Origin of the sequence: Streptomyces sp. cg40 (assembly GCF_050320165.1) — a bacterium.
Lineage (GTDB): Bacteria > Actinomycetota > Actinomycetes > Streptomycetales > Streptomycetaceae > Streptomyces > Streptomyces hokutonensis.
The window spans coordinates 3,729,190-3,752,598 of record NZ_CP190128.1 but is presented as its reverse complement, the minus strand read 5'-3'; the positions used below and the strand labels follow the sequence as shown (position 1 = coordinate 3,752,598).

Sequence of the window (23,409 nt, the reverse complement as noted above, 5' to 3'; positions counted from 1 at the left end):
AAACCACACTCTGTTCCGTCCGGGCACTGAGTGGTTCGCCGGGCACGCTCCGGAAGCCGGGAAAGCTCCGGAATTGGTGCGACCAAGCAACGTGACACAGCCACTCGGTGTCACTGCTTTGGGAAGCACCGTCACCAGAAACCTCTTCCGCCGCTTTGGCGGACCACCGCCCCGGCACGGTTCACACAGCAAGAACCGAAGCCGGACAGCACAACCGGTCGCCGAGCCAGACAGGCCGACGTCCGCTCCAGGGAAGGACCCTTCGTGAGCGACACCACCGATCTGATGGGCGCGCGTGTCGAGGAGACCGCTGCCGCGCCCGCCACGGACGCCTCCGCGCCTGCCACCGGTGCCGGCTCCCGGCGGCGCCGCGGTACCGGCCTCGACGGCATGGTGCTGGCCGAGCTGCAGCAGGTCGCATCCGGCCTCGGCATCAGGGGCACCGCGCGTATGCGCAAGAGCCAGCTGATCGAGGTCATCAAGGAGGCGCAGGCGGGCGGGGGTGCTCCGGCCAAGGCCGAGACCGCCACCGAGACCAAGCCGAAGCGCCGCGCCACCTCAAAGACCCGCACGGGCGACGAGAGCGCTGCCCCGGCCGAGCAGAAGGCCGAGCAGGTCGCCGCCGATAAGGCCGTGGCCCAGCAGCAGATCGAGATCCCCGGCCAGCCGGCTGGGGGCCCCTCCCGCGCGAGCGAAGCCGAGCGTGGGGGAGAAGACGCGCCGGTCGAGCGCCGTCGTCGCCGTGCCACCGCCGAGGCGGGCAGCCCCGAGACGATCGTCGCCGAGGTCAAGAGCGAGCCGCGTGCCGAGACGCCCGCCGCCGCGCAGGGCGAGGCCAGGGGCGACGCCGGTGACGACGGCCGTCAGGGCCGCCGGGACCGCCGTGACCGCGACCGCGGCGGCCGTCAGGACCGTGACCGCGGCGACCGCCGCAAGGGCGACGAGCAGCAGGGCGGCGGCCAGCAGCAGGACCGTCAGCAGGGCGGCGGCCGGCAGGACCGCCAGCAGCAGGGCCAGCAGCAGAGCGGTGGCCGCCAGGACCGTCAGGACCGGCAGCCGCGCGACAACGGCCCGCAGGACGACGACGACTTCGACGGCGGACGCCGTGGCCGTCGCGGCCGTTACCGCGACCGCCGTGGCCGTCGCGGCCGTGACGAGTTCGCCGGCGGCGCCGGTGAGCCGCAGGTCGCCGACGACGATGTGCTGATCCCCGTCGCGGGCATCCTCGACATCCTCGACAACTACGCCTTCATCCGTACGTCGGGCTACCTGCCGGGTCCCAACGACGTGTACGTCTCCCTCGCCCAGGTCCGCAAGAACGGCCTGCGCAAGGGCGACCACGTCACCGGCGCGGTCCGCCAGCCGAAGGAGGGCGAGCGCCGCGAGAAGTTCAACGCGCTCGTGCGCCTCGACTCGGTCAACGGCATGGCGCCCGAACACGGCCGCGGGCGGCCGGAGTTCAACAAGCTGACGCCGCTGTACCCGCAGGACCGCCTCCGCCTGGAGACGGACCCGGGCGTGCTGACGACCCGCATTATCGACCTCGTCGCGCCGATCGGCAAGGGCCAGCGCGGTCTGATCGTGGCCCCGCCGAAGACCGGCAAGACCATGATCATGCAGGCCATCGCCAACGCGATCACGCACAACAACCCCGAGTGCCACCTGATGGTCGTCCTGGTCGACGAGCGTCCGGAAGAGGTCACCGACATGCAGCGGTCGGTGAAGGGCGAGGTCATCTCCTCGACCTTCGACCGCCCGGCCGAGGACCACACCACGGTCGCCGAGCTCGCCATCGAGCGCGCCAAGCGCCTGGTGGAGCTGGGCCACGACGTCGTCGTCCTGCTCGACTCGATCACGCGTCTGGGCCGTGCCTACAACCTCGCGGCGCCCGCCTCCGGCCGCATCCTCTCCGGTGGTGTCGACTCGACGGCGCTGTACCCGCCCAAGCGCTTCTTCGGTGCCGCGCGCAACATCGAGGACGGCGGCTCGCTGACCATCCTCGCCACCGCGCTCGTCGACACCGGCTCGCGCATGGACGAGGTCATCTTCGAGGAGTTCAAGGGCACGGGCAACGCCGAGCTGAAGCTCGACCGGAAGCTCGCAGACAAGCGCATCTTCCCGGCGGTGGACGTCGACGCGTCCGGTACCCGTAAGGAAGAGATCCTGCTCGGCAGCGACGAGCTGGCGATCACGTGGAAGCTGCGCCGGGTGCTGCACGCCCTCGACCAGCAGCAGGCGATCGAGCTGCTCCTCGACAAGATGAAGCAGACGAAGTCGAACGCGGAGTTCCTGCTCCAGATCCAGAAGACGACCCCGACGCCCGGCAACGGCGACTAAGGCGAGTCAGCGTCACCGGAGGGCCGCCCCCTGTTGAGGGGGCGGCCCTCTGCGTTGTCAGTGGCCCGCTGTACGATCGCGCTCTTCGGACTCGTATTCGACATTCGTCCGAACTTCTGATCCCGAGGGGGGACTTCAGTGGGTACGCCCATGCCTGGAGCCGGTCGGCACAGACGCCGCATACGTTTCGCCCTGCCCGTCGCCGCGGCCGGCATCGCCGCCGCCGTGACCGCGGCGGTGCTGACGACGTCCGCCGGCGCGGCCACCGCGCTGCCGACACCGACCGCGAAGCCCGTCGTCAGCCAGCCGTCGCTCGCCACGCTGAAGGAGCGCATCGCGGGCGCCGAGGCCGGTGACGACACGGCCGGCCAGACGACGACCAAGAAGTCGTCCCGCAGCGCGAGCACCACCGCCACGACCGTCAGCCCGAAGATCATCGGCGGCACGACGACCACCATCAGCACCGCGCCGTACATGGCGCAGCTCTGGTACTACGACGACAAGGGCACCACCGACGAGAGCGACGACCTCGGCTTCTTCTGCGGCGGCTCGGTCGTCTCGCCGACGAAGATCCTGACCGCCTCGCACTGCGTCAAGGGCTACAACTGGGCCAAGTACGGCGTCGTCGTCACCAGCGCCACCGAGCTGCCGACCAGCACGACGGCCGCCGACGGCACCACCACGACCGACCTGCACGGCGGCCAGGCCACCGCGGTCCTGCGTCAGTGGAACCACCCGTCGTACAACGCGGCCACGGTCGACAACGACGTGGCGGTCCTGACCCTGTCGGCCCCCGTCAAGGCGACCCCGATCCGCCTGACGACGAACACCGACACGACGTCGTACACGGGCACGGCCGCCAAGACCGCCACGGTCTACGGCTGGGGCCGTACGAGCTCCTCCTCCGAGGACATCTCCGAGACGCTGAAGAAGGCCTCGCTGCCGATCCAGTCGGACGCCACCTGCTCGGGCGCCTACGGCAGCCTGTACATCAAGGGTCACAACGTCTGCGCGGGCGAGGCCGCCACCGGCAGTGACACCACCACGACGGCCATCTGCAACGGCGACTCCGGCGGCCCGCTCGTCGTCGCCGGCCGGATCGTCGGTGTCGTCTCCTGGAGCGCCGACGACGGTGACGCCAGCACTGTCAACGACTGCGTGGTCGAAGGCACCTACGGCGTCTTCGCCAAGGTCAGCGCGTACGTCGGCGCGGCCTACGCGCAGATCGACGACGGCAACCTCAGCTACACCGACGGCAAGGCCGACATCTACGCCCGCAAGTCCTCCACCAAGGTGGGCTACGAGCTGGACTCCAAGGGCACCTCGCTGGCCACCCGCCAGTCCCTGGGCGACTGGAGCGGCGTCAACCTGGTCCGCTCGGCCGACCTGAACCGGGACGGCTTCCAGGACTGGGTCTACCGGACCACCGCCGGCGCGGTCTACTGGGACCACTTCGTGCTCAACAGCGCGCGGGACGACGGCAGTTGGGTCAGCACGAAGATCTTCGCCAACTGGAAGACCCGCACCCGGATCATCGCCCCCGGCGATGTCACCGGCGACTACCTGCCCGACCTGATCTCGGTCGACAGCTCCGGTGTCCTGTGGATCTACCCGGGCAAGGGCAACGGCACCTTCTCCTCGCCGTCGCGGGTCGGCGGCGGCTGGAGCCAGTACAACGCGCTCGTCGGCCACGGCGACTTCAACGGCGACGGCAAGGCCGACCTGATCGCCCGCAACAAGAGCACCGGTGCCGTCTACCTGTACAAGGGCGCCGGCAAGTCCGGCACGGGCGCCTTCGCGGCCCGGATCAAGGTGCGCAGCTGGCCGAGCTACAACGCGTTCGACGCGGTCGGCGACTTCACCGGCGACGGCAAGGCGGACCTCCTGATCCGCAACGCCAGCGGCTCGCTCTACGTCTACCCGGGCACCGGGAAGGCCACCAGCGAGATCTTCGGCACAGCGAAGTCCCTGGGCACCGGTTTCCAGCAGTACGACATCTTCGGGTGAAACAGCAGGTGAGCGTGGTCTGACCCGCTCACTCGACTACACAGAGTGCCCATCGCCGTACGCGATGGGCACTCTGCGTTGTGCAACCCTTTGTCGAGTTTCGCCGTCTGACCAGGCGGACGAAAATGGAGCGGTACTGACCGCGCCCGACCCTGAAAGCAGGGGGTAACCGACCGGACGAGAGACCGAGGAGCACATGTCCGCCGAGAGCACGCCGGAGCCCGGCATACCGGGCCAGGACGGCAACAGCGGCCCGCGCCACCGCGCCAAGGGCCGCAGGCAGAAGAACCGCAGTCCGCGTCACAGGGCCCTGATGATCACGGCCTGGGTCGCGGGAGGCGTCCTGGTGCTGGGCGGCACCGGAGCCGGATACGTGTACTTCAAGCTCAACGGCAACATCAAGAGCGTCGACATCAACCAGGCCCTCGGCACCGACCGGCCGGTCAAGGTCGACAACGGTTCCGAGAACATCCTCGTGCTCGGCTCCGACTCCCGCTCCGGCACCAACAAGAAGCTGGGCGGCGGCACGGACGACGGCAGCGCCCGCTCCGACACCGCGATGATCATCCACGTCTACAAGGGCCACAAGAAGGCCAGCGTGGTGTCCATCCCGCGCGACACCCTCGTCGACCGCCCCGCGTGCACCGACACCAAGGGCGTCACCCACGACGCGGCCTCCGGCGTGATGTTCAACGAGGCGTACTCGACCGGCGGCGCCGCCTGCACGGTGAAGACCGTCGAGTCCATCTCCGGTCTGCGCATGGACCACTACCTCGAAGTCGACTTCGCCGGCTTCGAGAAGCTCATCAACGAGCTCGGCGGCGTCCAGATCACCACCACCAAGGACATCAAGGACACGAAGAGCCACCTGGACCTCAAGGCGGGCAAGCACACGCTCAACGGCTCGCAGGCCCTCGGCCTGGTCCGCACCCGGCACGGCGTCGGCGACGGCTCCGACCTCGGCCGCATCCAGCTCCAGCAGGCGTTCATCAAGGCCCTGGTCAACCAGGTCAAGCACGTCGGCCTCCTGACCAGCCCGACCAAGCTCTTCGACCTCGCCAACACCGCCACGCAGGCGGTCACCACCGACTCCGACCTCGGCTCGGTGAACTCCCTCACGTCCTTCGCCAACGGCCTCAAGGGCATCAGCTCCGCCAACATGACCATGGTCACCATGCCGGTCGAGTACGACCCGGCCAACCCGAACCGCGTGATCGTGGAGAAGGCAAAGGCACAGCTGGTGTGGACGGCCCTGAAGAACGACCAGCCGATACCGGCGGCGGCGAGCAAGGGCACGGCCACTGGCGAAGCAAAGGGCGTTGTGACGTCGTAGTCCGGCCGCGCTCAGCCCCTACCGACCCGCGGGGAATAGATCACCTAGGCCCCCCGTTTTGGGAGATGGCTCCAGTGCTGGCAGACTGGACAGTCGGCCCCGGTTCACGCGACCGCACCCGCGGCAGCGACCCGGAGCCCTCCCGAAACTAGGAGACACCCTTGAAGCGCGAGATCCACCCCGAGTACGTCGAGACCCAGGTCAGCTGCACCTGTGGCGCGTCGTTCACCACCCGCAGCACGATCACGAGCGGCAACATCCGCGCCGAGGTCTGCTCCGAGTGCCACCCGTTCTACACGGGCAAGCAGAAGATCCTCGACACCGGTGGCCGCGTGGCCCGCTTCGAGGCCCGCTTCGGCAAGGCTGGCGCCGGCTCCAAGAAGTAGCGAGCTCCATTTCGCCGGTCCACGGCCACGCCCCTCCACAGGCGTGCCGGGACCGGCGTTTTTGGTCGCCCGCCTTCCCTTTCTCCACCGCATTTCAGGAGCCCAAGATGTTCGAGGCTGTCGAGGACCTCATCGGCGAGCACGCCGACCTTGAGAAGAAGCTCGCCGACCCGTCGGTCCACGCCGACCAGGCCAACGCGCGCAAGCTGAACAAGCGCTACGCCGAGCTCACCCCGATCGTCGCCACGTACCGCTCCTGGAAGCAGACCGGCGACGACATCGAGACCGCGCGTGAACTCGGCGCCGACGACCCGGAGTTCGCGGCCGAGGTCAAGGAGCTGGAGAAGCAGCGGGACGAGATCACGGAGAAGCTGCGGCTGCTGCTGGTGCCGCGTGACCCCAACGACGACAAGGACGTGATCCTTGAGGTCAAGGCGGGCGCGGGCGGCGACGAGTCCGCCCTGTTCGCCGGTGACCTGCTGCGCATGTACCTGCGGTACGCGGAGCGCGTCGGCTGGAAGACCGAGATCATCGACGCCACCGAGTCCGAGCTGGGCGGCTACAAGGACGTCCAGGTCGCCGTGAAGACCAAGGGCGGCAACGGCGCGACCGAGCCCGGCCAGGGCGTCTGGGCCCGCCTGAAGTACGAGGGCGGGGTGCACCGCGTGCAGCGCGTGCCCGCGACCGAGTCCGCGGGCCGTATCCACACCTCGGCCGCCGGTGTCCTCGTCACGCCCGAGGCGGAGGAGGTCGACGTCGAGATCAACCCGAACGACCTCCGCATCGACGTCTACCGCTCGTCCGGTCCCGGCGGGCAGTCCGTCAACACGACCGACTCCGCGGTGCGCATCACGCACATTCCCACCGGAGTCGTCGCCTCCTGCCAGAACGAGAAGAGCCAGCTGCAGAACAAGGAGCAGGCGATGCGTATCCTGCGCTCCAGGCTGCTCGCCGCGGCACAGGAGGAAGCGGAGAAGAACGCCGCCGACGCCCGCCGCAGCCAGGTCCGCACGGTCGACCGCTCCGAGAAGATCCGTACGTACAACTTCCCGGAGAACCGCATCTCCGACCACCGCGTCGGCTTCAAGGCGTACAACCTCGACCAGGTCCTGGACGGCGACCTCGACGCGATGATCCAGGCTTGCGTCGACGCGGACTCCGCCGCCAAGCTCGCGGCGGCGTAACACCACGGCACGCACGGCACGCATCGCACGGACGAGTACGACACGGAGGACTTGCGTGAACCTGCTGCTAGCAGAGGTGGCCCAGGCCACCCAGCGGCTGGCCGACGCCGGCGTGCCCTCGCCGCGCAACGACGCGGAGGAGCTCGCCGCGTTCGTGCACGGTGTGAAGCGGGGCGAGCTGCACTCCGTGAAGGACGCGGACTTCGACGCCCGCTACTGGGAGACCATCGCCCGCCGCGAGCAGCGCGAGCCGCTCCAGCACATCACCGGCCGCGCCTTCTTCCGCTACCTGGAACTCCAGGTCGGGCCGGGGGTGTTCGTGCCGCGCCCCGAGACCGAGTCGGTGGTCGGCTGGGCCATAGACGCGGTCCGCGCGATGGATGTCGTGGAGCCGCTGATCGTGGACCTCTGCACCGGATCCGGCGCCATCGCGCTCGCCCTCGCGCAGGAGGTCCCGCGCTCCCGGGTGCACGCCGTGGAGCTGTCCGAGGACGCCCTCCAGTGGACCCGCAAGAACATGGAGGGGTCCCGGGTCGACCTGCGGCAGGGCAACGCCCTGGACGCCTTCCCCGACCTCGACGGCCATGTCGACCTGGTCATCTCCAACCCGCCGTACATCCCGCTCACGGAGTGGGAGTACGTGGCGCCCGAGGCCCGAGACTACGACCCCGAACTCGCCCTGTTCTCCGGCGAGGACGGCCTCGACCTGATCCGCGGCATCGAACGCACCGCACACCGACTCCTCCGCCCCGGCGGTGTCGTCGTCATCGAGCACGCCGACACCCAGGGCGGCCAGGTGCCGTGGATCTTCACCGAGGAACGTGGCTGGGCCGACGCGGCCGACCACCCCGATCTCAACAACCGCCCGCGCTTCGCGACCGCCCGCCGGGCGACGCCGTGACCTGCGCCCCGACTTTCGACCCGCAGCAGTACGTGTACGAGGAGGCCCGCTAGACATGGCACGGCGATACGACACCAATGACGCGACCGACCGCACGACGGGTCTGCGCGAGGCCGCGTCCGCCGTCCGCCGGGGCGAACTCGTGGTCCTGCCGACCGACACGGTCTACGGCATCGGCGCGGACGCGTTCACCTCGGAGGCCGTCGCCGATCTGCTGGACGCCAAGGGCCGGGGCCGCAACATGCCCACGCCCGTCCTCATCGGCTCCCCGAACACCCTGCACGGCCTCGTCACGGACTTCTCCGAGCTGGCCTGGGAACTCGTCGACGCGTTCTGGCCGGGCGCCCTCACGCTGGTCGCCAAGCACCAGCCGTCCCTCCAGTGGGACCTGGGGGATACCCGGGGCACGGTCGCCATCCGCATGCCGCTGCACCCCGTCGCCATCGAGCTGCTGACGGAGGTCGGCCCGATGGCGGTCTCCTCCGCGAACCTCACGGGCCACCCGTCGCCGGAGACCTGTGACGCGGCCCAGGACATGCTCGGCGACTCGGTCTCCGTGTACCTCGACGGCGGTCCGACGCCCGGCAACGTGCCGTCCTCGATCGTCGACGTCACCCGCGAGGTGCCCCTGCTGCTCCGCGCGGGCGCGATCTCGGCGGAGGAGCTGCGGAAGGTCGTCCCCGACCTCGAGGTGGCGAATTGACAGCCCCTGACGCGGGGCGTGGCATAGGCAACGGGGAAGTGACGGGGACCTTCGGGCTTCCCATGGACAGCTTCCGCATCCTCCACGTCAGCACCGGCAACGTGTGCCGCTCGCCGATCACCGAGCGGCTGACCCGCCATGCCCTGGCGGACCGGCTCGGCGACCCGCTGTGGGGCGGGCTCATCGTGGAGAGCGCCGGCACCTGGGGCCACGAGGGCGCGCCCATGGAGACCAACGCGGCGACCGTCCTCACCGACTTCGGCGCGGACCCCTCCGGGTTCACCGGCCGCGAGCTGCTCGACGACCACGTGATCCGCGCCGACCTGGTCCTGACCGCCACGAGGGACCACCGTCAGCAGGTCATCTCCATGGGCCACTCGGCGGGCCTGCGCACCTTCACCCTCAAGGAGTTCACCCGCCTCGTGAAGGCGATCGACCCGGCCACCCTCCCACCCCTGGAGGACGGCATGGTCGCCCGCGCCCGAGCCCTGGTCCGCGCCGCAGCGGCCCTCCGCGGCTGGCTCCTGGCCCCCACCGCAGAAGCCGACGAGGTCTTCGACCCCTACGGCGCCCCCCTCCCGTTCTTCCGCTCCATCGGAGACGAGATAAACCAGGCGATCGATCCGGTGGTGACGGCGTTGACGGGTGTGCCTGCGCGGACGTGATGCGCCGGTCGTGGCTCAGGGGGTGTGCCCGCGCGGACTTGATCCGGCGGGAGGGGGTTCGGCGGGGGCCGCCGCGGAGTGGCTGTTCCGAGGGGCCGGGTCGGAGACGCCCGCCGCGGAGCGGCTGATGTGGCTGAACCAGGCGATCGATCCGGTGGTGACGGCGTTGACGGGTGTGCCTGCGCGGACATGGCAACAGCCGCGCGTCCCACGCGCCCCGGGCCTACATTGGACGTACGTCACCGTCGACGGCTCGGAGTCCACCATGTCGGTCACCCCTGTCCTTGAGGCCGATGTCCTGCGCAGGCAGGACCCCGAGCTGGCCGAGATCCTGCTCGGGGAGCTGACCCGGCAGTCGACGACGCTCCAGCTGGTCGCCGCAGAGAACTTCACCTCGCCCGCCGTGCTGGCCGCGCTCGGCTCCCCGCTCGCCAACAAGTACGCCGAGGGATATCCCGGCGCCCGTCACCACGGCGGCTGCGAGATCGTCGACGTCGCCGAGCGCGTCGCCGTGGACCGCGCGAAGGCCCTGTTCGGCGCCGCGCACGCCAACGTGCAGTCCCACTCCGGGTCTTCGGCCGTGCTGGCCGCGTACGCGGCCCTGCTGCGGCCCGGTGACACCGTCCTCGCGCTGGGGCTGCCGTACGGCGGTCATCTCACCCACGGGTCGCCCGCGAACTTCTCCGGGCGGTGGTTCGACTTCGTGGGGTACGGCGTGGACGCCGAGACCGGGCTCATCGACTACGAGCAGGTGCGCGCCCTGGCCCGTACGCACCGGCCCAAGGCGATCGTGTGCGGGTCCATCGCCTATCCCCGGCACATCGACTACGCCCTCTTCCGCGACGTCGCCGACGAGGTCGGCGCCTATCTCATCGCCGACGCCGCCCACCCCATCGGCCTCGTCGCCGGGGGAGCGGCGCCGAACCCGGTGCCGTACGCCGATGTCGTCTGCGCCACCACGCACAAGGTGCTGCGCGGGCCGCGCGGCGGGATGCTGCTGTGTGGCGCGGAACTGGCCGAGCGCGTTGACCGGGCCGTGTTTCCGTTCACGCAGGGCGGGGCGCAGATGAACACGATCGCCGCCAAGGCCGTCGCGTTCGGCGAGGCGGCGACGCCGGCCTTCACGGCGTACGCCCATCAGGTGGTCGCCAACGCCCGGGTGCTCGCGGCCGGACTGGCGGCGGAGGGGCTGGTCGTGACGACGGGTGGCACCGACACTCACTTGATCACCGTCGACCCGTTGCCCCTCGGTGTCGACGGACGTACCGCCCGCGGCCGGCTCGCAGCCGCCGGAGTGGTCCTGGACTGCTGCGCGCTGCCGCACGGGGAGGCCCGTGGCCTGCGGCTCGGTACGGCCGCGGTGACCACGCAGGGCATGGGGGAGGCGGAGATGGCGCAGATCGGCGTGCTGCTCGCGGGGGTGCTGCGGGAGAAGCCAGGGAAGGCCGCGAGCCGCACGGCGCGTGACGAAGTGCGGGATCTTGTGGGTGGATTCGCGCCGTATCCGGGCTGAACGGGGGTACCCGGAGCCGGGTACACAGCCACACGTGCAACCATCGTCGCTACCCGGAAGTCCCCAACCATATGCGTCCCTCGCTAGGGTGTGGGGCTGTGATGGCCAGCGAGACCTGTGGGGAAGCCTGTGCGTGAATACCTGCTGACGCTCTGCGTGACGGCCGCGGTGACGTATCTGCTGACCGGGCCGGTGCGGAAGTTCGCGATCGTGGCCGGGGCGATGCCGGAGATCAGGGCCCGTGACGTGCACCGGGAACCGACTCCGCGGCTCGGCGGTATCGCCATGTTCTTCGGCCTGTGCGCCGGTCTGCTGGTCGCGGACCATCTGACCAACCTCAGCGAGGTCTTCAAGAACTCGAACGAGCCGCGGGCCCTGCTCTCCGGCGCGGCCGTGATCTGGCTGATCGGTGTGCTCGACGACAAGTTCGAGATCGACGCCCTGATCAAGCTGGGCGGGCAGATGATCGCCGCCGGCGTGATGGTGATGCAGGGTCTGACGATCCTGTGGCTGCCCATCCCGAAGGTCGGCACGGTCGCGCTGACCCAGTGGCAGGGCACCCTGCTCACGGTCGCCCTCGTCGTCATCACCATCAACGCGGTCAACTTCGTGGACGGCCTGGACGGCCTCGCCGCCGGCATGGTGTGCATCGCAGCCGCCGCGTTCTTCATGTACACCTACCGCATCTGGTACTCGTACGGCATCGAGGCCGCCGCCCCGGCCACGCTCTTCTCGGCGATCCTCATGGGGATGTGCCTCGGCTTCCTGCCGCACAACATGCACCCCGCGCGCATCTTCATGGGCGACTCGGGCTCGATGCTGATCGGGCTGGTGCTCGCCGCGGGCGCGATCTCCGTCACGGGCCAGGTCGACCCGGACAACCTGTTCGGCGGGTCCGAGCGGAGCACCGTGCACTCGATGGTGCCCGTCTACATCCCGTTGCTGATGCCGCTCACCATCATCGCGGTGCCGACCGCCGACCTGGTGCTGGCCATCGTCCGCCGCACCTGGCGGGGCCAGTCGCCGTTCGCCGCGGACCGGGGCCATCTGCACCACCGCCTGCTGGAGATCGGGCACTCGCACAGCAGGGCCGTCCTGATCATGTACTTCTGGTCGGCGCTGATCGCGTTCGGCGCGCTCGGCTACTCGGTCAACTCGGCCTCCTCGATGTGGATCGTCCTCGGCATCGTCTTCCTGAGCGCGGTCGGTCTGGTGCTGCTCCTGCTGCCGCGCTTCACCCCGCGCGCCCCGCGCTGGGCCGAGCACCTGGTGCCGCCGCGTTATCGCCGTCGCAGGGCGGCAGTTGAGCCCGTGGTCGTGCTGGCCGAGGAGGACCGCAGTCCGCGTCCGCCGGTTGTCGCCGGAGTGTCAGGAGTCAACGGGGCGACCGCTGTCGGCCCTCGTTCGCGGCTCCTGGACGGACGTAAAGCCGAGTCCTCGCGCTGACGCCAAGGTAAGAATCTGACTAAAGCGTTGCCATCTCGTGGGCAGACAAAGCCTCCCTATACCAGACAAGTTGGCCGCTATTTTGCACAGACGCGCACTGTCACTCTCATGTGTGACAGCAAGCACACCTTCTAGGTAAAGACCGCATCAAATAGTTTGTGATACGGTTCACGAGAACCCGGGACAGAGCCGAAGGACCCTAGTGCGACGGTCCATTGGCGTGAGGTTCTCTCTCATCCCGGGACTACGCTCGTCCATGACGACACGCCCCCCTTAGCAAGCGGAGTTGCCGCCATGCCGTCCAATGACGCCCGGATTCTCCTTCAGGCCGCTGTGCCCACAGCTGCCGTCGGCGCGATTGCCGCCGTCGTCAGTGGTGTGGTCGCCGGCGGTGAAGGAGCTATTGGGGCAGCCGTTGGGACGCTGATCGTGATCCTCTTCATGGGAATCGGGCTCTACGTTCTGCAGCGCACCGCCAAATCGCTTCCGCACCTGTTCCAGGCGATGGGCCTCATGCTCTTCGCGGCGCAGATTCTGCTGTTGTTCATTTTCCTCGCCGCGTTCAAGCACACCACGCTGTTCAATCCCAAGGCCTTCGCGTTCACGCTGCTCGCCGGAACCATCGTCTGGACCGCCGCGCAGACCCGTGCCCACATGAAGGCCAAGATCCTCTACGTCGAGCCCGAGAAGTCGGGGCACTCGTCGTGAGAGGTAGGGCCGGGATAAGAGCACGTAAGCGACCCTGCTATCGTCCGGTGCCAACTGCGGCATCGCGGGCGCGGGCATCTGAGCTGACGCCTGCTCAATCGCGAGGCTCGATGCCCCACTGCCGCCCCCACATCCGTTACACCAGTCCAGTGCCGAACCGCGGCTGCGCGCCGCGCCGACACAACGAGGTTGCCGTACCTATGCGCCACGCTGAAGGAGCCCGCGGTGAGTGCTGACCCGACGCAGGTGCTCGCCTTCGAGACCGACTGCCACATCTTCGACGGCTGTGGCTTCCCGGCTCCCGGCCTGCACTCGTTCCTGTTCAAGCCCCTTCTGGGGGACGGCGACAGCAACGTGTACTTCAACAAGCCGATGCTGCTGGCGCTGATCGGCTCGGTCATCGTTGTCGGCTTCTTCTGGGCCGCCTTCCGCAAGCCGAAGGTCGTCCCCGGCAAGCTGCAGATGGTCGCCGAGACCGGTTACGACTTCATCCGCCGCGGTGTCGTCTACGAGACCATCGGAAAGAAGGAAGGCGAGAAGTACGTACCGCTGGTCGTCTCGCTCTTCTTCTTCATCTGGATGATGAACCTCTGGTCGATCGTTCCGGTCGCCCAGTTCCCGGTGACCTCGATCATCGCGTACCCGATCGTCCTCGCGGCGATCGTCTACATCACCTGGGTCTCGCTGACGTTCAAGAGGCACGGATTCGTCGGCGCCTTCAAGAACTTCTCCGGCTACGACAAGTCGCTCGGCGCGGTCCTCCCGCTGGCGATGGGCATCGAGCTCCTCTCGAACCTGATCGTCCGGCCGTTCACGCACGCCGTGCGACTCTTCGCGAACATGTTCGCGGGCCACACCCTGCTGCTGCTCTTCACGATCGCCAGCTGGTACCTGCTCAACGGCATCGGCATCGCCTACGCGGGTGTCTCGTTCGTCATGGTCATCGTGATGACGGCCTTCGAGCTCTTCATCCAGGCTCTGCAGGCGTATGTCTTCGTGCTGCTGACCTGCACCTTCATCCAGGGCGCGCTCGCCGAGCACCACTGAGCACCGTCCTCCAGAACCCCCTTAAGCGTCCGGTGGCCAACCCCCGCCGGTCCGTACAGATAAGGAAGAATCAGCATGGCTGCCACTGAGACCCTCGCTGCCGTCTCCGGTTCGCTCGGCTCCATCGGCTACGGCCTCGCCGCCATCGGTCCCGGCGTCGGCGTCGGCATCATCTTCGGCAACGGCACCCAGGCTCTTGCCCGTCAGCCCGAAGCTGCCGGCCTGATCCGCGCCAACCAGATCCTCGGCTTCGCCTTCTGTGAGGCCCTTGCCCTCATCGGTCTGGTCATGCCGTTCGTCTACGGCACCTGATCGACCGCGATCAGCGACAGCCCACTAGACGAAAGGCACTGACATGAGCCAGCTGCTCATTCTGGCGGCCGAGAAGGAGAACCCTCTCGTCCCGCCGATCCCCGAGCTCGTCATCGGCCTGATCGCCTTCGTCATCGTCTTCGGCTTCCTCGCCAAGAAGCTCCTCCCGAACATCAACAAGGTTCTGGACGAGCGCCGCGAGGCCATCGAGGGCGGTATCGAGAAGGCCGAGGCCGCCCAGACCGAGGCCCAGAGCGTGCTTGAGCAGTACAAGGCTCAGCTCGCCGAGGCCCGGCACGAGGCCGCGCGCCTGCGCCAGGAGGCACAGGAGCAGGGCGCCACGCTCATCGCCGAGATGCGCGCGGAAGGCCAGCGGCAGCGCGAGGAGATCGTCGCCGCCGGTCACACGCAGATCGAGGCAGACCGCAAGGCCGCTTCGCAGTCGCTGCGCCAGGACGTCGGCAAGCTCGCCACCGACCTGGCCGGCAAGCTCGTCGGCGAGTCCCTCGAGGACCACGCCCGGCAGAGCCGCGTCATCGACCGTTTCCTCGATGAACTCGAGGAGAAGGCCGAGGCGGCTCGATGACTATGCACGGAGCGAGCCGCGAGGCCCTGGCCGCCGCACGTGAGCGTCTCGACGCGCTGACGGACTCCACGTCCGTGAACGCGACGCAGCTCGCCGACGAACTGGCCGCCGTCACCGCGCTGCTCGGCCGTGAGGTGTCGTTGCGTCGGGTCCTCACCGACCCGGCGCAGGACGGCGAGGCCAAGGCCCAGCTTGCCGAGCGCCTGCTCGGCGGTCAGGTCGGCGGCGCCGCCCTCGACCTGCTGTCCGGCATGGTGCGCTCCCGCTGGTCGCAGTCCCGCGACCTGGTGGACGCGCTGGAGGAACTGGCGGCCACCGCCGACCTCACCGCCGCCCAGCAGTCGGGCCAGCTCGACGACGTCGAGGACGAGGTGTTCCGGTTCGGCCGGATCGTCGCCTCGGACACCGGGCTGCGTGCCGCGCTGACCAACCGCGCGGCGGGCACCGCGGCCAAGAGCGAGCTGCTGAGCAGCCTGCTCGGCGGCCGGGCCAAGCCGGCCACGGAACGACTGGTGACGCGCCTTGTGACCGCGCCCCGGGGACGTAGCCTGGAAGCGGGACTCGAGTCCCTGTCCAAGCTCGCCGCCGAGCGCCGCAGTCGCCTGGTCGCCGTCGTCACCACGGCGGTCCCGCTGAGCGACCCGCAGAAGCAGCGCCTGGGCGCCGCCCTCGCGAAGCTCTACGGCCGTCAGATGCACCTGAACATCGACGTGGACCCCGAGGTCCTCGGCGGTATCCGGGTGCAGGTCGGCGACGAGATCATCAACGGCTCCATCGCGGACCGCCTCGATGACGCCACCCGCCGTATGGCGAGCTAGCACCACCACAACAAAGACGTAGTAAGGCGGCCCGAGTTGGGCCGTGCAGAGGATTCACCTCGTTCAGGGGGGAGTCCCCCCATCCCCCCAAGTGAAACTTCGGGCCCAACAAGGAGAGCAGGGAACCCAGATGGCGGAGCTCACGATCCGGCCGGAGGAGATCCGGGACGCGCTGGAGAACTTCGTCCAGTCGTACAAGCCGGACGCGGCCTCGCGCGAGGAGGTCGGTACGGTCACCCTTGCCGGCGACGGCATCGCGAAGGTCGAGGGCCTGCCCTCGGCCATGGCCAACGAACTGCTGAAGTTCGAGGACGGCACCCTCGGTCTCGCGCTCAACCTCGAAGAGCGTGAGATCGGTACCGTCATCCTCGGCGAGTTCAGCGGTGTCGAGGAGGGCCAGCCGGTCACCCGCACCGGAGAGGTCCTGTCCGTCGCCGTCGGCGAGGGCTACCTCGGCCGTGTCGTCGACCCGCTCGGCAACCCGATCGACGGCCTCGGCGAGATCGAGACCACCGGCCGCCGCGCGCTGGAGCTTCAGGCCCCGGGCGTCATGGTCCGCAAGTCGGTGCACGAGCCGATGGAGACCGGCTACAAGGCCGTCGACGCGATGACCCCGATCGGCCGCGGCCAGCGTCAGCTGATCATCGGCGACCGCCAGACCGGCAAGACCGCCCTGGCCGTCGACACGATCATCAACCAGCGCGACAACTGGCGCTCGGGCGACGTGAACAAGCAGGTCCGCTGCATCTATGTCGCCATCGGTCAGAAGGGCTCCACCATCGCCTCCGTGCGTGGTGCGCTCGAAGAGGCCGGCGCGCTGGAGTACACGACCATCGTCGCCGCCCCGGCGTCCGACCCGGCCGGCTTCAAGTACCTGGCGCCGTACACCGGTTCGGCCATCGGCCAGCACTGGATGTACGACGGCAAGCACGTCCTCATCATCTTCGACGACCTCTCGAAGCAGGCCGACGCGTACCGCGCCGTGTCCCTGCTGCTGCGCCGTCCGCCGGGCCGCGAGGCCTACCCGGGTGACGTCTTCTACCTGCACTCCCGTCTGCTGGAGCGCTGCGCGAAGCTCTCGGACGAGATGGGCAAGGGCTCGATGACCGGTCTGCCGATCGTCGAGACGAAGGCCAACGACGTCTCGGCGTTCATCCCGACCAACGTCATCTCCATCACCGACGGCCAGTGCTTCCTGGAGTCGGACCTCTTCAACGCCGGTCAGCGCCCCGCGCTGAACGTCGGTATCTCCGTCTCCCGAGTCGGCGGCAGCGCGCAGCACAAGGCGATGAAGCAGGTCTCCGGCCGACTGCGCCTCGACCTCGCCCAGTACCGCGAGCTGGAGGCGTTCGCCGCCTTCGGTTCCGACCTGGACGCCGCGTCGAAGGCCCAGCTGGAGCGCGGCCAGCGTCTGGTCGAGCTGCTCAAGCAGCCGCAGTACCAGCCGATGCCCACCGAGGACCAGGTCGTCTCCGTGTGGTCCGCGACCACCGGCAAGATGGACGACGTACCGGTCGAGGACATCCGCCGCTTCGAGAAGGAGCTCCTGGAGTACCTGCACCGCAAGGAGCAGGGCCTCATGACCTCCATCAAGGAGGGCGGCAAGATGTCGGACGACACCCTCACCGCCGCCGCGGACGCGATCGCCGAGTTCAAGAAGCAGTTCGAGACCTCGGACGGCAAGCTCCTCGGCGAGGACGCCCCGGCCGCGGCCAAGTGACGTAAGGAAGGGACCTGACTCATGGGAGCCCAGCTCCGGGTCTACAAGCGTCGCATCCGATCCGTCACCGCGACCAAGAAGATCACCAAGGCGATGGAGATGATCGCCGCCTCGCGCGTCGTCAAGGCGCACCGCAAGGTGCAGGCCTCGACGCCGTACGCGAAGGAACTGACGCGCGCGGTCACGGCGGTCGGTACGGGTTCGAACACCAGGCACCCGCTGACCACCGAGGCCGAGACGCCGACCCGTTCCGCTGTGCTGCTCCTCACGAGCGACCGCGGTCTGGCCGGCGCCTTCAACTCCAACGCCATCAAGGCCGCGGAGCAGCTGACCGCGCGTCTCGTGGCCGAGGGCAAGGAGGTCGACACGTACATCGTCGGCCGCCGCGGTGTCGCCCACTACAACTTCCGTGAGCGCAAGATCTCGGAGCAGTGGACCGGCTTCACCGACGAGCCCACCTACGCGGACGCGAAGAAGGTCGCGGGTCCGCTCATCGAGGCCATCGAGAAGGACACGGCGGAGGGCGGCGTGGACGAACTCCACATCGTCTACACCGAGTTCGTCTCGATGATGACGCAGACGCCGGTCGACAGCCGGCTGCTGCCCCTCAGCCTCGAAGAGGTCGCGGAGGAGGCTGCCCCCCAGGGCGAGATCCTTCCGCTGTACGACTTCGAGCCGTCGGCGGAGGACGTCCTGGACGCTCTCCTGCCGCGGTACGTCGAGAGCCGTATCTACAACGCGCTGCTCCAGTCGGCCGCCTCCAAGCACGCCGCCACGCGCCGCGCGATGAAGTCGGCGACCGACAACGCGGGAGACCTGATCACCACGCTCTCCCGTCTTGCCAACGCGGCCCGCCAGGCCGAAATCACCCAGGAAATCAGCGAGATCGTCGGTGGCTCCGCAGCCCTGGCCGACGCGACCGCGGGGAGTGACAAGTAATGACGACGACAGTTGAGACGGCCGTTGCCACGGGCCGCGTCGCCCGGGTCATCGGCCCGGTCGTCGACGTGGAGTTCCCCGTCGACGCGATGCCGGAGATCTACAACGCTCTGCACGTCGAGGTGGCCGACCCGGCCCTGGACGGCGCCAAGAAGACGCTGACCCTGGAGGTCGCCCAGCACCTGGGTGACGGCCTGGTCCGCACCATCTCGATGCAGCCCACCGACGGTCTGGTCCGTCAGGCCCCGGTCACCGACACCGGCGACGGCATCACCGTCCCGGTCGGCGACTTCACCAAGGGCAAGGTGTTCAACACCCTCGGTGAGGTGCTGAACAGTGAGGAGAAGTACGAGGGCGAGCGCTGGTCCATCCACCGCAAGGCCCCGCGCTTCGACGAGCTCGAGTCGAAGACCGAGATGTTCGAGACCGGCGTCAAGGTCATCGACCTGCTGACCCCGTACGTCAAGGGCGGCAAGATCGGCCTGTTCGGCGGTGCCGGCGTCGGCAAGACGGTGCTCATCCAGGAGATGATCTACCGCGTCGCCAACAACCACGACGGTGTCTCCGTGTTCGCCGGTGTCGGCGAGCGCACCCGTGAGGGCAACGACCTCATCGAGGAGATGGCCGACTCGGGCGTCATCGACAAGACGGCCCTTGTCTTCGGCCAGATGGACGAGCCCCCGGGCACCCGTCTGCGCGTGGCCCTGGCCGGTCTGACCATGGCGGAGTACTTCCGCGATGTGCAGAACCAGGACGTGCTGTTCTTCATCGACAACATCTTCCGCTTCACGCAGGCCGGTTCCGAGGTCTCGACCCTGCTCGGCCGTATGCCCTCCGCGGTGGGCTACCAGCCGAACCTGGCCGACGAGATGGGTCTCCTCCAGGAGCGCATCACCTCGACCCGCGGTCACTCGATCACCTCGATGCAGGCGATCTACGTCCCCGCGGACGACCTGACCGACCCGGCCCCGGCCACCACCTTCGCCCACCTCGACGCGACGACGGTTCTCTCCCGTCCGATCTCCGAGAAGGGCATCTACCCGGCCGTGGACCCGCTGGACTCCACGTCCCGGATCCTGGACCCCCGCTACATCGCGGCGGACCACTACAACACCGCGATGCGCGTCAAGACGGTCCTCCAGAAGTACAAGGACCTCCAGGACATCATCGCGATCCTCGGTATCGACGAGCTGGGCGAGGAGGACAAGCTCACCGTCCACCGTGCCCGTCGCGTCGAGCGCTTCCTGTCCCAGAACACCCACGTCGCCAAGCAGTTCACCGGCGTCGACGGGTCGGACGTCCCGCTGGACGAGTCGATCACCGCGTTCAACGCGATCATCGACGGCGAGTACGACCACTTCCCGGAGCAGGCGTTCTTCCTCTGCGGCGGTATCGAGGACCTGAAGGCCAACGCGAAGGAGCTGGGCGTCTCCTGACCCCGTGCTTCACCTGAGGGGGTGGGGCGTGTCCCACCCCCTCTTTCACGCCCACTAGAATCAAACCCACACCCGGCACGACCGCCGGGTGGTGACCCGAGGAGCCCACCTTGGCTGCTGAGCTGCATGTCGAGCTCGTCGCCGCGGACCGCCAGGTCTGGTCCGGCGAGGCCACCCTGGTCGTCGCGCGCACCACGTCCGGCGACATCGGCGTCATGCCCGGTCACCAGCCGCTGCTCGGTGTGCTGGAGTCGGGCCCGGTGACCATTCGTACGAGCGATGGTGGAACGGTCGTCGCCGCGGTGCACGGCGGTTTCATCTCGTTCGCGGACAACAAGCTGTCGCTGCTCGCCGAGATCGCCGAGCTGTCGGACGAGATCGACGTCCAGCGCGTGGAGCGCGAGCTGGAGCAGGCGAAGGCGGCGGGCGATGCCTCCGCCGAGCGCGCCGCGGACGTCCGGCTGCGTGCGGCGGCGACCAACTGAAACCTGGCGCACCACGCGATGACGTGACTCAGCCGCGGCTGGGACCGGAGGAATCCGGACCCAGCCGCGGCTGAGGCGAATGTGGGTGTTTTTTCCGTTCCGTTACCTGTTTTGCCTAGGAGACGAGGAGGTCGGTGTCGATGGTCCTCGCTCTGACTGTGTGCGGAATTGTTGTCGCCCTTGTGGTGGTGGGGCTCTTCGTCTTCGGCCTGCGCCGCAGACTCATCCAGCGCTCCGGCGGCACCTTCGACTGTTCGCTCCGCTGGGACGTCCCCGAGAAACCCGACACCAACGGCAAGGGCTGGAGCTACGGCGTCGCCCGCTACAACGGCGACCGCATCGAGTGGTACCGCGTCTTCTCCTACGCCTACCGCCCGCGCCGCACCCTGGAACGCTCGGCGATCGAGGTGGCCGGCCGCCGCCTCCCCGAGGGCGAGGAGGAGCTGGCGCTGCTCTCCGACGCGATCGTCCTGACCTGTCTGCACCGGGGCACGCGGCTCGAACTGGCCATGAGCGAGGACGCGTTGACCGGTTTTCTCGCGTGGCTCGAAGCAGCCCCGCCAGGCCAGCGCGTCAACGTGGCCTGATCTCGCACACCGGGTTGGGTACGTCGGCCTGACTGACGACCACCGCGTGGGGCGGGGAGCCGAGTGTCACGGTGACGTCCACCGGACAGGCGGACACGAGAGCGGCGGCGATCGCCGAGGCGAGGGCGCCGGCCGGTGCGGCCCAGGAGTGGATGGGCCTCTTGCTGGTGCGGGACGTGGTGGTCCTGCGCTTCATGGTTTCCCCCGTGGTGCGGTGTTGCGTTTGCTGTCGTAGGACCAAGATGCCCCAGGTCAGCGGCTTCCTACCGGCGCCAACCGGCCTCCGCCCAGGGCCGAAGGGCCCTCCGGGGTGCACGCCGGGGGCGCGTGCCGCGCGCAACGCGCCTTTCGCGGCGGGCTCCACGCAACGCGCCGCGGACAGACCGGAGAGGTCTGCCCGCGGCGGCGTACTGAGCAGCGTGGGGATCAGCTCAGCCCGCTGTTGATGGCGCTCACCAGCTCTCCGTTGCTGGTGTCACCGCTGAACTCCCAGAAGAACGCGCCGCCGAGACCCTGGTTCTTGGCCCAGGTCATCTTTCCGGCGATGGTGCTCGGGGTGTCGTAGGACCACCAGTTGGTGCCGCAGTGGGCGTACGCGGTGCCCGCGACGGTGCCGGTGACCGGGCAGGACGTCTTGAGGACCTTGTAGTCCTCGATGCCCTGTTCATAGGTGCCGGTCGCCGCTCCCGTGGCCGTGCCGCCCGGCGCGTCCTGGGTGACGCCGGTCCAGCCTCTGCCGTAGAAGCCGATGCCGATCAGCAGCTTGCTCGCCGGGACGCCCTGCGCCTTGAACTTGGCCATCGCGTCCGCCGTGTCGAAGCCGGCGGTCGGGATGCCCGCGTACGAGGTGAGCGGGGAGTGCGGGGCGGTCGGTCCGGTGGTGGCCCAGGCGCCGAAGAAGTCGTACGACATCACGTTGTACCAGTTGACGTACTGGGAGGCGCCCGCGTAGTCGGTGGCGTCGATCTTGCCGCCGGCGGAGCCGTCGGCCGTGGTGGCCGCGGTGACCAGGTTGCTGGAGCCGAACTTGGCGCGCAGCGCGGACATCAGGTTCTTGAAGGCCGCCGAGCCGCTGGTGTCGCAGGACAGACCGCAGGCGTTCGGGTACTCCCAGTCGATGTCGATGCCGTCGAAGACATCGGCCCAGCGCGGGTCCTCGACCAGGTTGTAGCAGGAGTTCGCGAACGCGGTCGGGTTGGCCGCCGCCTGCGCGAAGCCGCCGGACCAGGTCCAGCCGCCGAAGGACCACAGGATCTTGATGTTCGGGTACTTGGCCTTCAGCTCGCGCAGCTGGTTGAAGTTGCCCGCCAGCGGCTGGTCCCAGGTGTCGGCGACGCCGCTGACCGAGGTGTCCGCGGTGAACGTCTTCTGGTAGTCGGCGTAGGCGTCACCGATCGCGCACTGGCCGTTCGTCACATTGCCGAAGGCGTAGTTGATGTGCGTGATCTTCGCCGCCGAGCCGGACGTCACCAGGTTCTTGACCTGGTAGTTGCGGCCGTAGATGCCCCACTCGGTGAAGTAGCCGAGCTTGACCTTGGAGCCGGTGGTCGGGGGAGTGGTCGTACCGCCCGTGGTGTGCACGGCGACCGCGCCGCTGACCGGTCCTGTCTGGTCGGCGGTGTCGCGGGCCTGCACGGTGTACGAGTAGTCGGTGCCGGCGGTCAGGCCGCTGTTCGTGTACGACGTGGTCGTGACCGTGGCGACCTTGGTGCCGTCGCGCAGGACGTCGTAGTTCTTGATGCCCTTGTCGTCGGTGGCGGCCGACCAGGAGAGGTTCACCGAGGTGTCGGTGATCCCGGAGGCGGTGGGGGTGCCGGGCGCGGAGGGGGCCGCGTCACCGGGGACCGTGGTGCCGCCGTCACAACTGCCGCCGTTCAGCAGGCAGTTGGAGGGGGTGCCGGAGCCGGCTCCGTTGAAGCCGAAGGAGACGGAGGCGCCGGCGGCGATCGTGCCGTTGTAGGACTTGTTCTTCGCGGTCCAGTGGTTGCCGGAGTTGGTGACGTCCGCGTCCCAGGCCGAGGTGACGGAGGTGCCGGAGGGGAAGTCCCACTCGACCGTCCATGAACTGATCGCGCTGGTACCGGTGTTCTTGACGGTCCACTGACCGCCGAAGCCGGTGCCCCAGTCGCTGGTCTTGGTGAACGTCGCGGTCGCGGTCGAGGCGGCCTCGGCGGGGGCCGCCAGACCGACGAGAGCGGCGAGCGGAAGCAGCAGGGTCGCGAACCCGGCAACTGCTCTGGTTCTGAAGCGCATGGGAGCGCCTCCTCAGGGGTGTCGGGGGTGCTGGGACGCGACT

At 68.7% G+C, this 23,409-nt stretch carries 22 protein-coding genes; 20 read left to right on the top strand and 2 right to left on the bottom strand.

The window, feature by feature from the left end; all coding sequences use genetic code 11:
• Nucleotides 1-264: 264 nt before the first annotated feature.
• The 20 genes from rho (at nucleotide 265) to ACQHII_RS16215 (ending at nucleotide 21,113) form a co-directional block, all read left to right on the top strand.
• Nucleotides 265-2,337: a transcription termination factor Rho gene (gene rho / locus ACQHII_RS16310; RefSeq protein ID WP_427919989.1), complete on the top strand. Its 2,073-nt coding sequence runs from the start codon at nucleotides 265-267 to the stop codon at nucleotides 2,335-2,337.
• Between the two features lie 150 nt (nucleotides 2,338-2,487).
• Entirely contained in the window at nucleotides 2,488-4,344 is a 1,857-nt protein-coding gene (locus tag ACQHII_RS16305; protein ID WP_427919988.1) for a trypsin-like serine protease, read from the top strand.
• Between the two features lie 196 nt (nucleotides 4,345-4,540).
• Entirely contained in the window at nucleotides 4,541-5,677 is a 1,137-nt protein-coding gene (locus tag ACQHII_RS16300) for an LCP family protein (protein WP_427919987.1), read from the top strand.
• 161 nt (nucleotides 5,678-5,838) lie between these two features.
• Nucleotides 5,839-6,063, top strand: a complete 225-nt coding sequence (gene rpmE / locus ACQHII_RS16295) for a 50S ribosomal protein L31 (RefSeq protein WP_019073185.1) — start codon at nucleotides 5,839-5,841, stop codon at nucleotides 6,061-6,063.
• A gap of 107 nt (nucleotides 6,064-6,170) precedes the next feature.
• Entirely contained in the window at nucleotides 6,171-7,247 is a 1,077-nt protein-coding gene (prfA, locus tag ACQHII_RS16290; RefSeq protein WP_093629136.1) for a peptide chain release factor 1, read from the top strand.
• Between the two features lie 55 nt (nucleotides 7,248-7,302).
• Nucleotides 7,303-8,148 carry a peptide chain release factor N(5)-glutamine methyltransferase gene (gene prmC, locus ACQHII_RS16285; protein ID WP_403639685.1) on the top strand — a complete coding sequence of 282 codons (846 nt, stop codon included), beginning with the start codon at nucleotides 7,303-7,305 and terminating at the stop codon, nucleotides 8,146-8,148.
• 55 nt (nucleotides 8,149-8,203) lie between these two features.
• A complete protein-coding gene (locus tag ACQHII_RS16280) occupies nucleotides 8,204-8,851 on the top strand; it encodes an L-threonylcarbamoyladenylate synthase (protein WP_427919986.1) in 648 nt (215 codons plus the stop codon).
• Entirely contained in the window at nucleotides 8,848-9,516 is a 669-nt protein-coding gene (locus ACQHII_RS16275) for a low molecular weight phosphatase family protein (RefSeq protein ID WP_026179237.1), read from the top strand. Before ACQHII_RS16280 ends, ACQHII_RS16275 begins: the two co-directional genes overlap by 4 nt.
• A 265-nt stretch (nucleotides 9,517-9,781) precedes the next feature.
• Nucleotides 9,782-11,029, top strand: a complete 1,248-nt coding sequence (gene glyA, locus ACQHII_RS16270) for a serine hydroxymethyltransferase (RefSeq protein WP_427925326.1) — start codon at nucleotides 9,782-9,784, stop codon at nucleotides 11,027-11,029.
• 129 nt (nucleotides 11,030-11,158) lie between these two features.
• The gene (locus ACQHII_RS16265; RefSeq protein ID WP_427919985.1) at nucleotides 11,159-12,475 is read left to right on the top strand and encodes an MraY family glycosyltransferase; all 1,317 of its coding nucleotides are present in this window, start codon (nucleotides 11,159-11,161) and stop codon (nucleotides 12,473-12,475) included.
• Between the two features lie 294 nt (nucleotides 12,476-12,769).
• On the top strand, nucleotides 12,770-13,183 hold the full coding sequence (locus ACQHII_RS16260) for a hypothetical protein (RefSeq protein WP_381242762.1): 414 nt from the start codon (nucleotides 12,770-12,772) through the stop codon (nucleotides 13,181-13,183).
• A 210-nt stretch (nucleotides 13,184-13,393) separates the two neighbouring features.
• Nucleotides 13,394-14,230 (top strand): F0F1 ATP synthase subunit A, encoded by an 837-nt coding sequence (atpB, locus tag ACQHII_RS16255; protein ID WP_200711013.1) that lies wholly within the window; start codon nucleotides 13,394-13,396, stop codon nucleotides 14,228-14,230.
• Between the two features lie 75 nt (nucleotides 14,231-14,305).
• Nucleotides 14,306-14,542 (top strand): ATP synthase subunit C, encoded by a 237-nt coding sequence (locus ACQHII_RS16250; protein WP_043683105.1) that lies wholly within the window; start codon nucleotides 14,306-14,308, stop codon nucleotides 14,540-14,542.
• Between the two features lie 43 nt (nucleotides 14,543-14,585).
• Nucleotides 14,586-15,128 (top strand): F0F1 ATP synthase subunit B, encoded by a 543-nt coding sequence (locus tag ACQHII_RS16245; RefSeq protein WP_427919984.1) that lies wholly within the window; start codon nucleotides 14,586-14,588, stop codon nucleotides 15,126-15,128.
• A gap of 2 nt (nucleotides 15,129-15,130) precedes the next feature.
• The gene (locus ACQHII_RS16240) at nucleotides 15,131-15,946 is read left to right on the top strand and encodes a F0F1 ATP synthase subunit delta (RefSeq protein WP_427925325.1); all 816 of its coding nucleotides are present in this window, start codon (nucleotides 15,131-15,133) and stop codon (nucleotides 15,944-15,946) included.
• A 130-nt stretch (nucleotides 15,947-16,076) separates the two neighbouring features.
• Nucleotides 16,077-17,666, top strand: coding sequence for a F0F1 ATP synthase subunit alpha (atpA, locus tag ACQHII_RS16235; protein WP_359602179.1), 1,590 nt, complete (start codon nucleotides 16,077-16,079; stop codon nucleotides 17,664-17,666).
• A gap of 21 nt (nucleotides 17,667-17,687) precedes the next feature.
• Nucleotides 17,688-18,605, top strand: a complete 918-nt coding sequence (locus ACQHII_RS16230; RefSeq protein WP_427919983.1) for a F0F1 ATP synthase subunit gamma — start codon at nucleotides 17,688-17,690, stop codon at nucleotides 18,603-18,605.
• Nucleotides 18,605-20,041: a F0F1 ATP synthase subunit beta gene (gene atpD, locus ACQHII_RS16225; RefSeq protein ID WP_427919982.1), complete on the top strand. Its 1,437-nt coding sequence runs from the start codon at nucleotides 18,605-18,607 to the stop codon at nucleotides 20,039-20,041. The genes ACQHII_RS16230 and atpD overlap by 1 nt, the downstream gene beginning before the upstream one ends.
• Nucleotides 20,042-20,151: 110 nt before the next feature.
• Nucleotides 20,152-20,526: a F0F1 ATP synthase subunit epsilon gene (locus tag ACQHII_RS16220; RefSeq protein WP_019073171.1), complete on the top strand. Its 375-nt coding sequence runs from the start codon at nucleotides 20,152-20,154 to the stop codon at nucleotides 20,524-20,526.
• 140 nt (nucleotides 20,527-20,666) lie between these two features.
• Nucleotides 20,667-21,113 carry a DUF2550 domain-containing protein gene (locus tag ACQHII_RS16215; protein ID WP_200711002.1) on the top strand — a complete coding sequence of 149 codons (447 nt, stop codon included), beginning with the start codon at nucleotides 20,667-20,669 and terminating at the stop codon, nucleotides 21,111-21,113.
• Here ACQHII_RS16215 and ACQHII_RS16210 read toward each other — a convergent pair.
• Complete coding sequence (locus ACQHII_RS16210) at nucleotides 21,100-21,309, bottom strand: hypothetical protein (RefSeq protein ID WP_427919981.1); 210 nt, start codon at nucleotides 21,307-21,309, stop codon at nucleotides 21,100-21,102. The two genes, ACQHII_RS16215 and ACQHII_RS16210, sit on opposite strands and share 14 nt — an antisense overlap.
• A gap of 230 nt (nucleotides 21,310-21,539) precedes the next feature.
• Nucleotides 21,540-23,366: a glycosyl hydrolase family 18 protein gene (locus ACQHII_RS16205; RefSeq protein ID WP_427919980.1), complete on the bottom strand. Its 1,827-nt coding sequence runs from the start codon at nucleotides 23,364-23,366 to the stop codon at nucleotides 21,540-21,542.
• Between the last annotated feature and the right edge of the window lie 43 nt (nucleotides 23,367-23,409).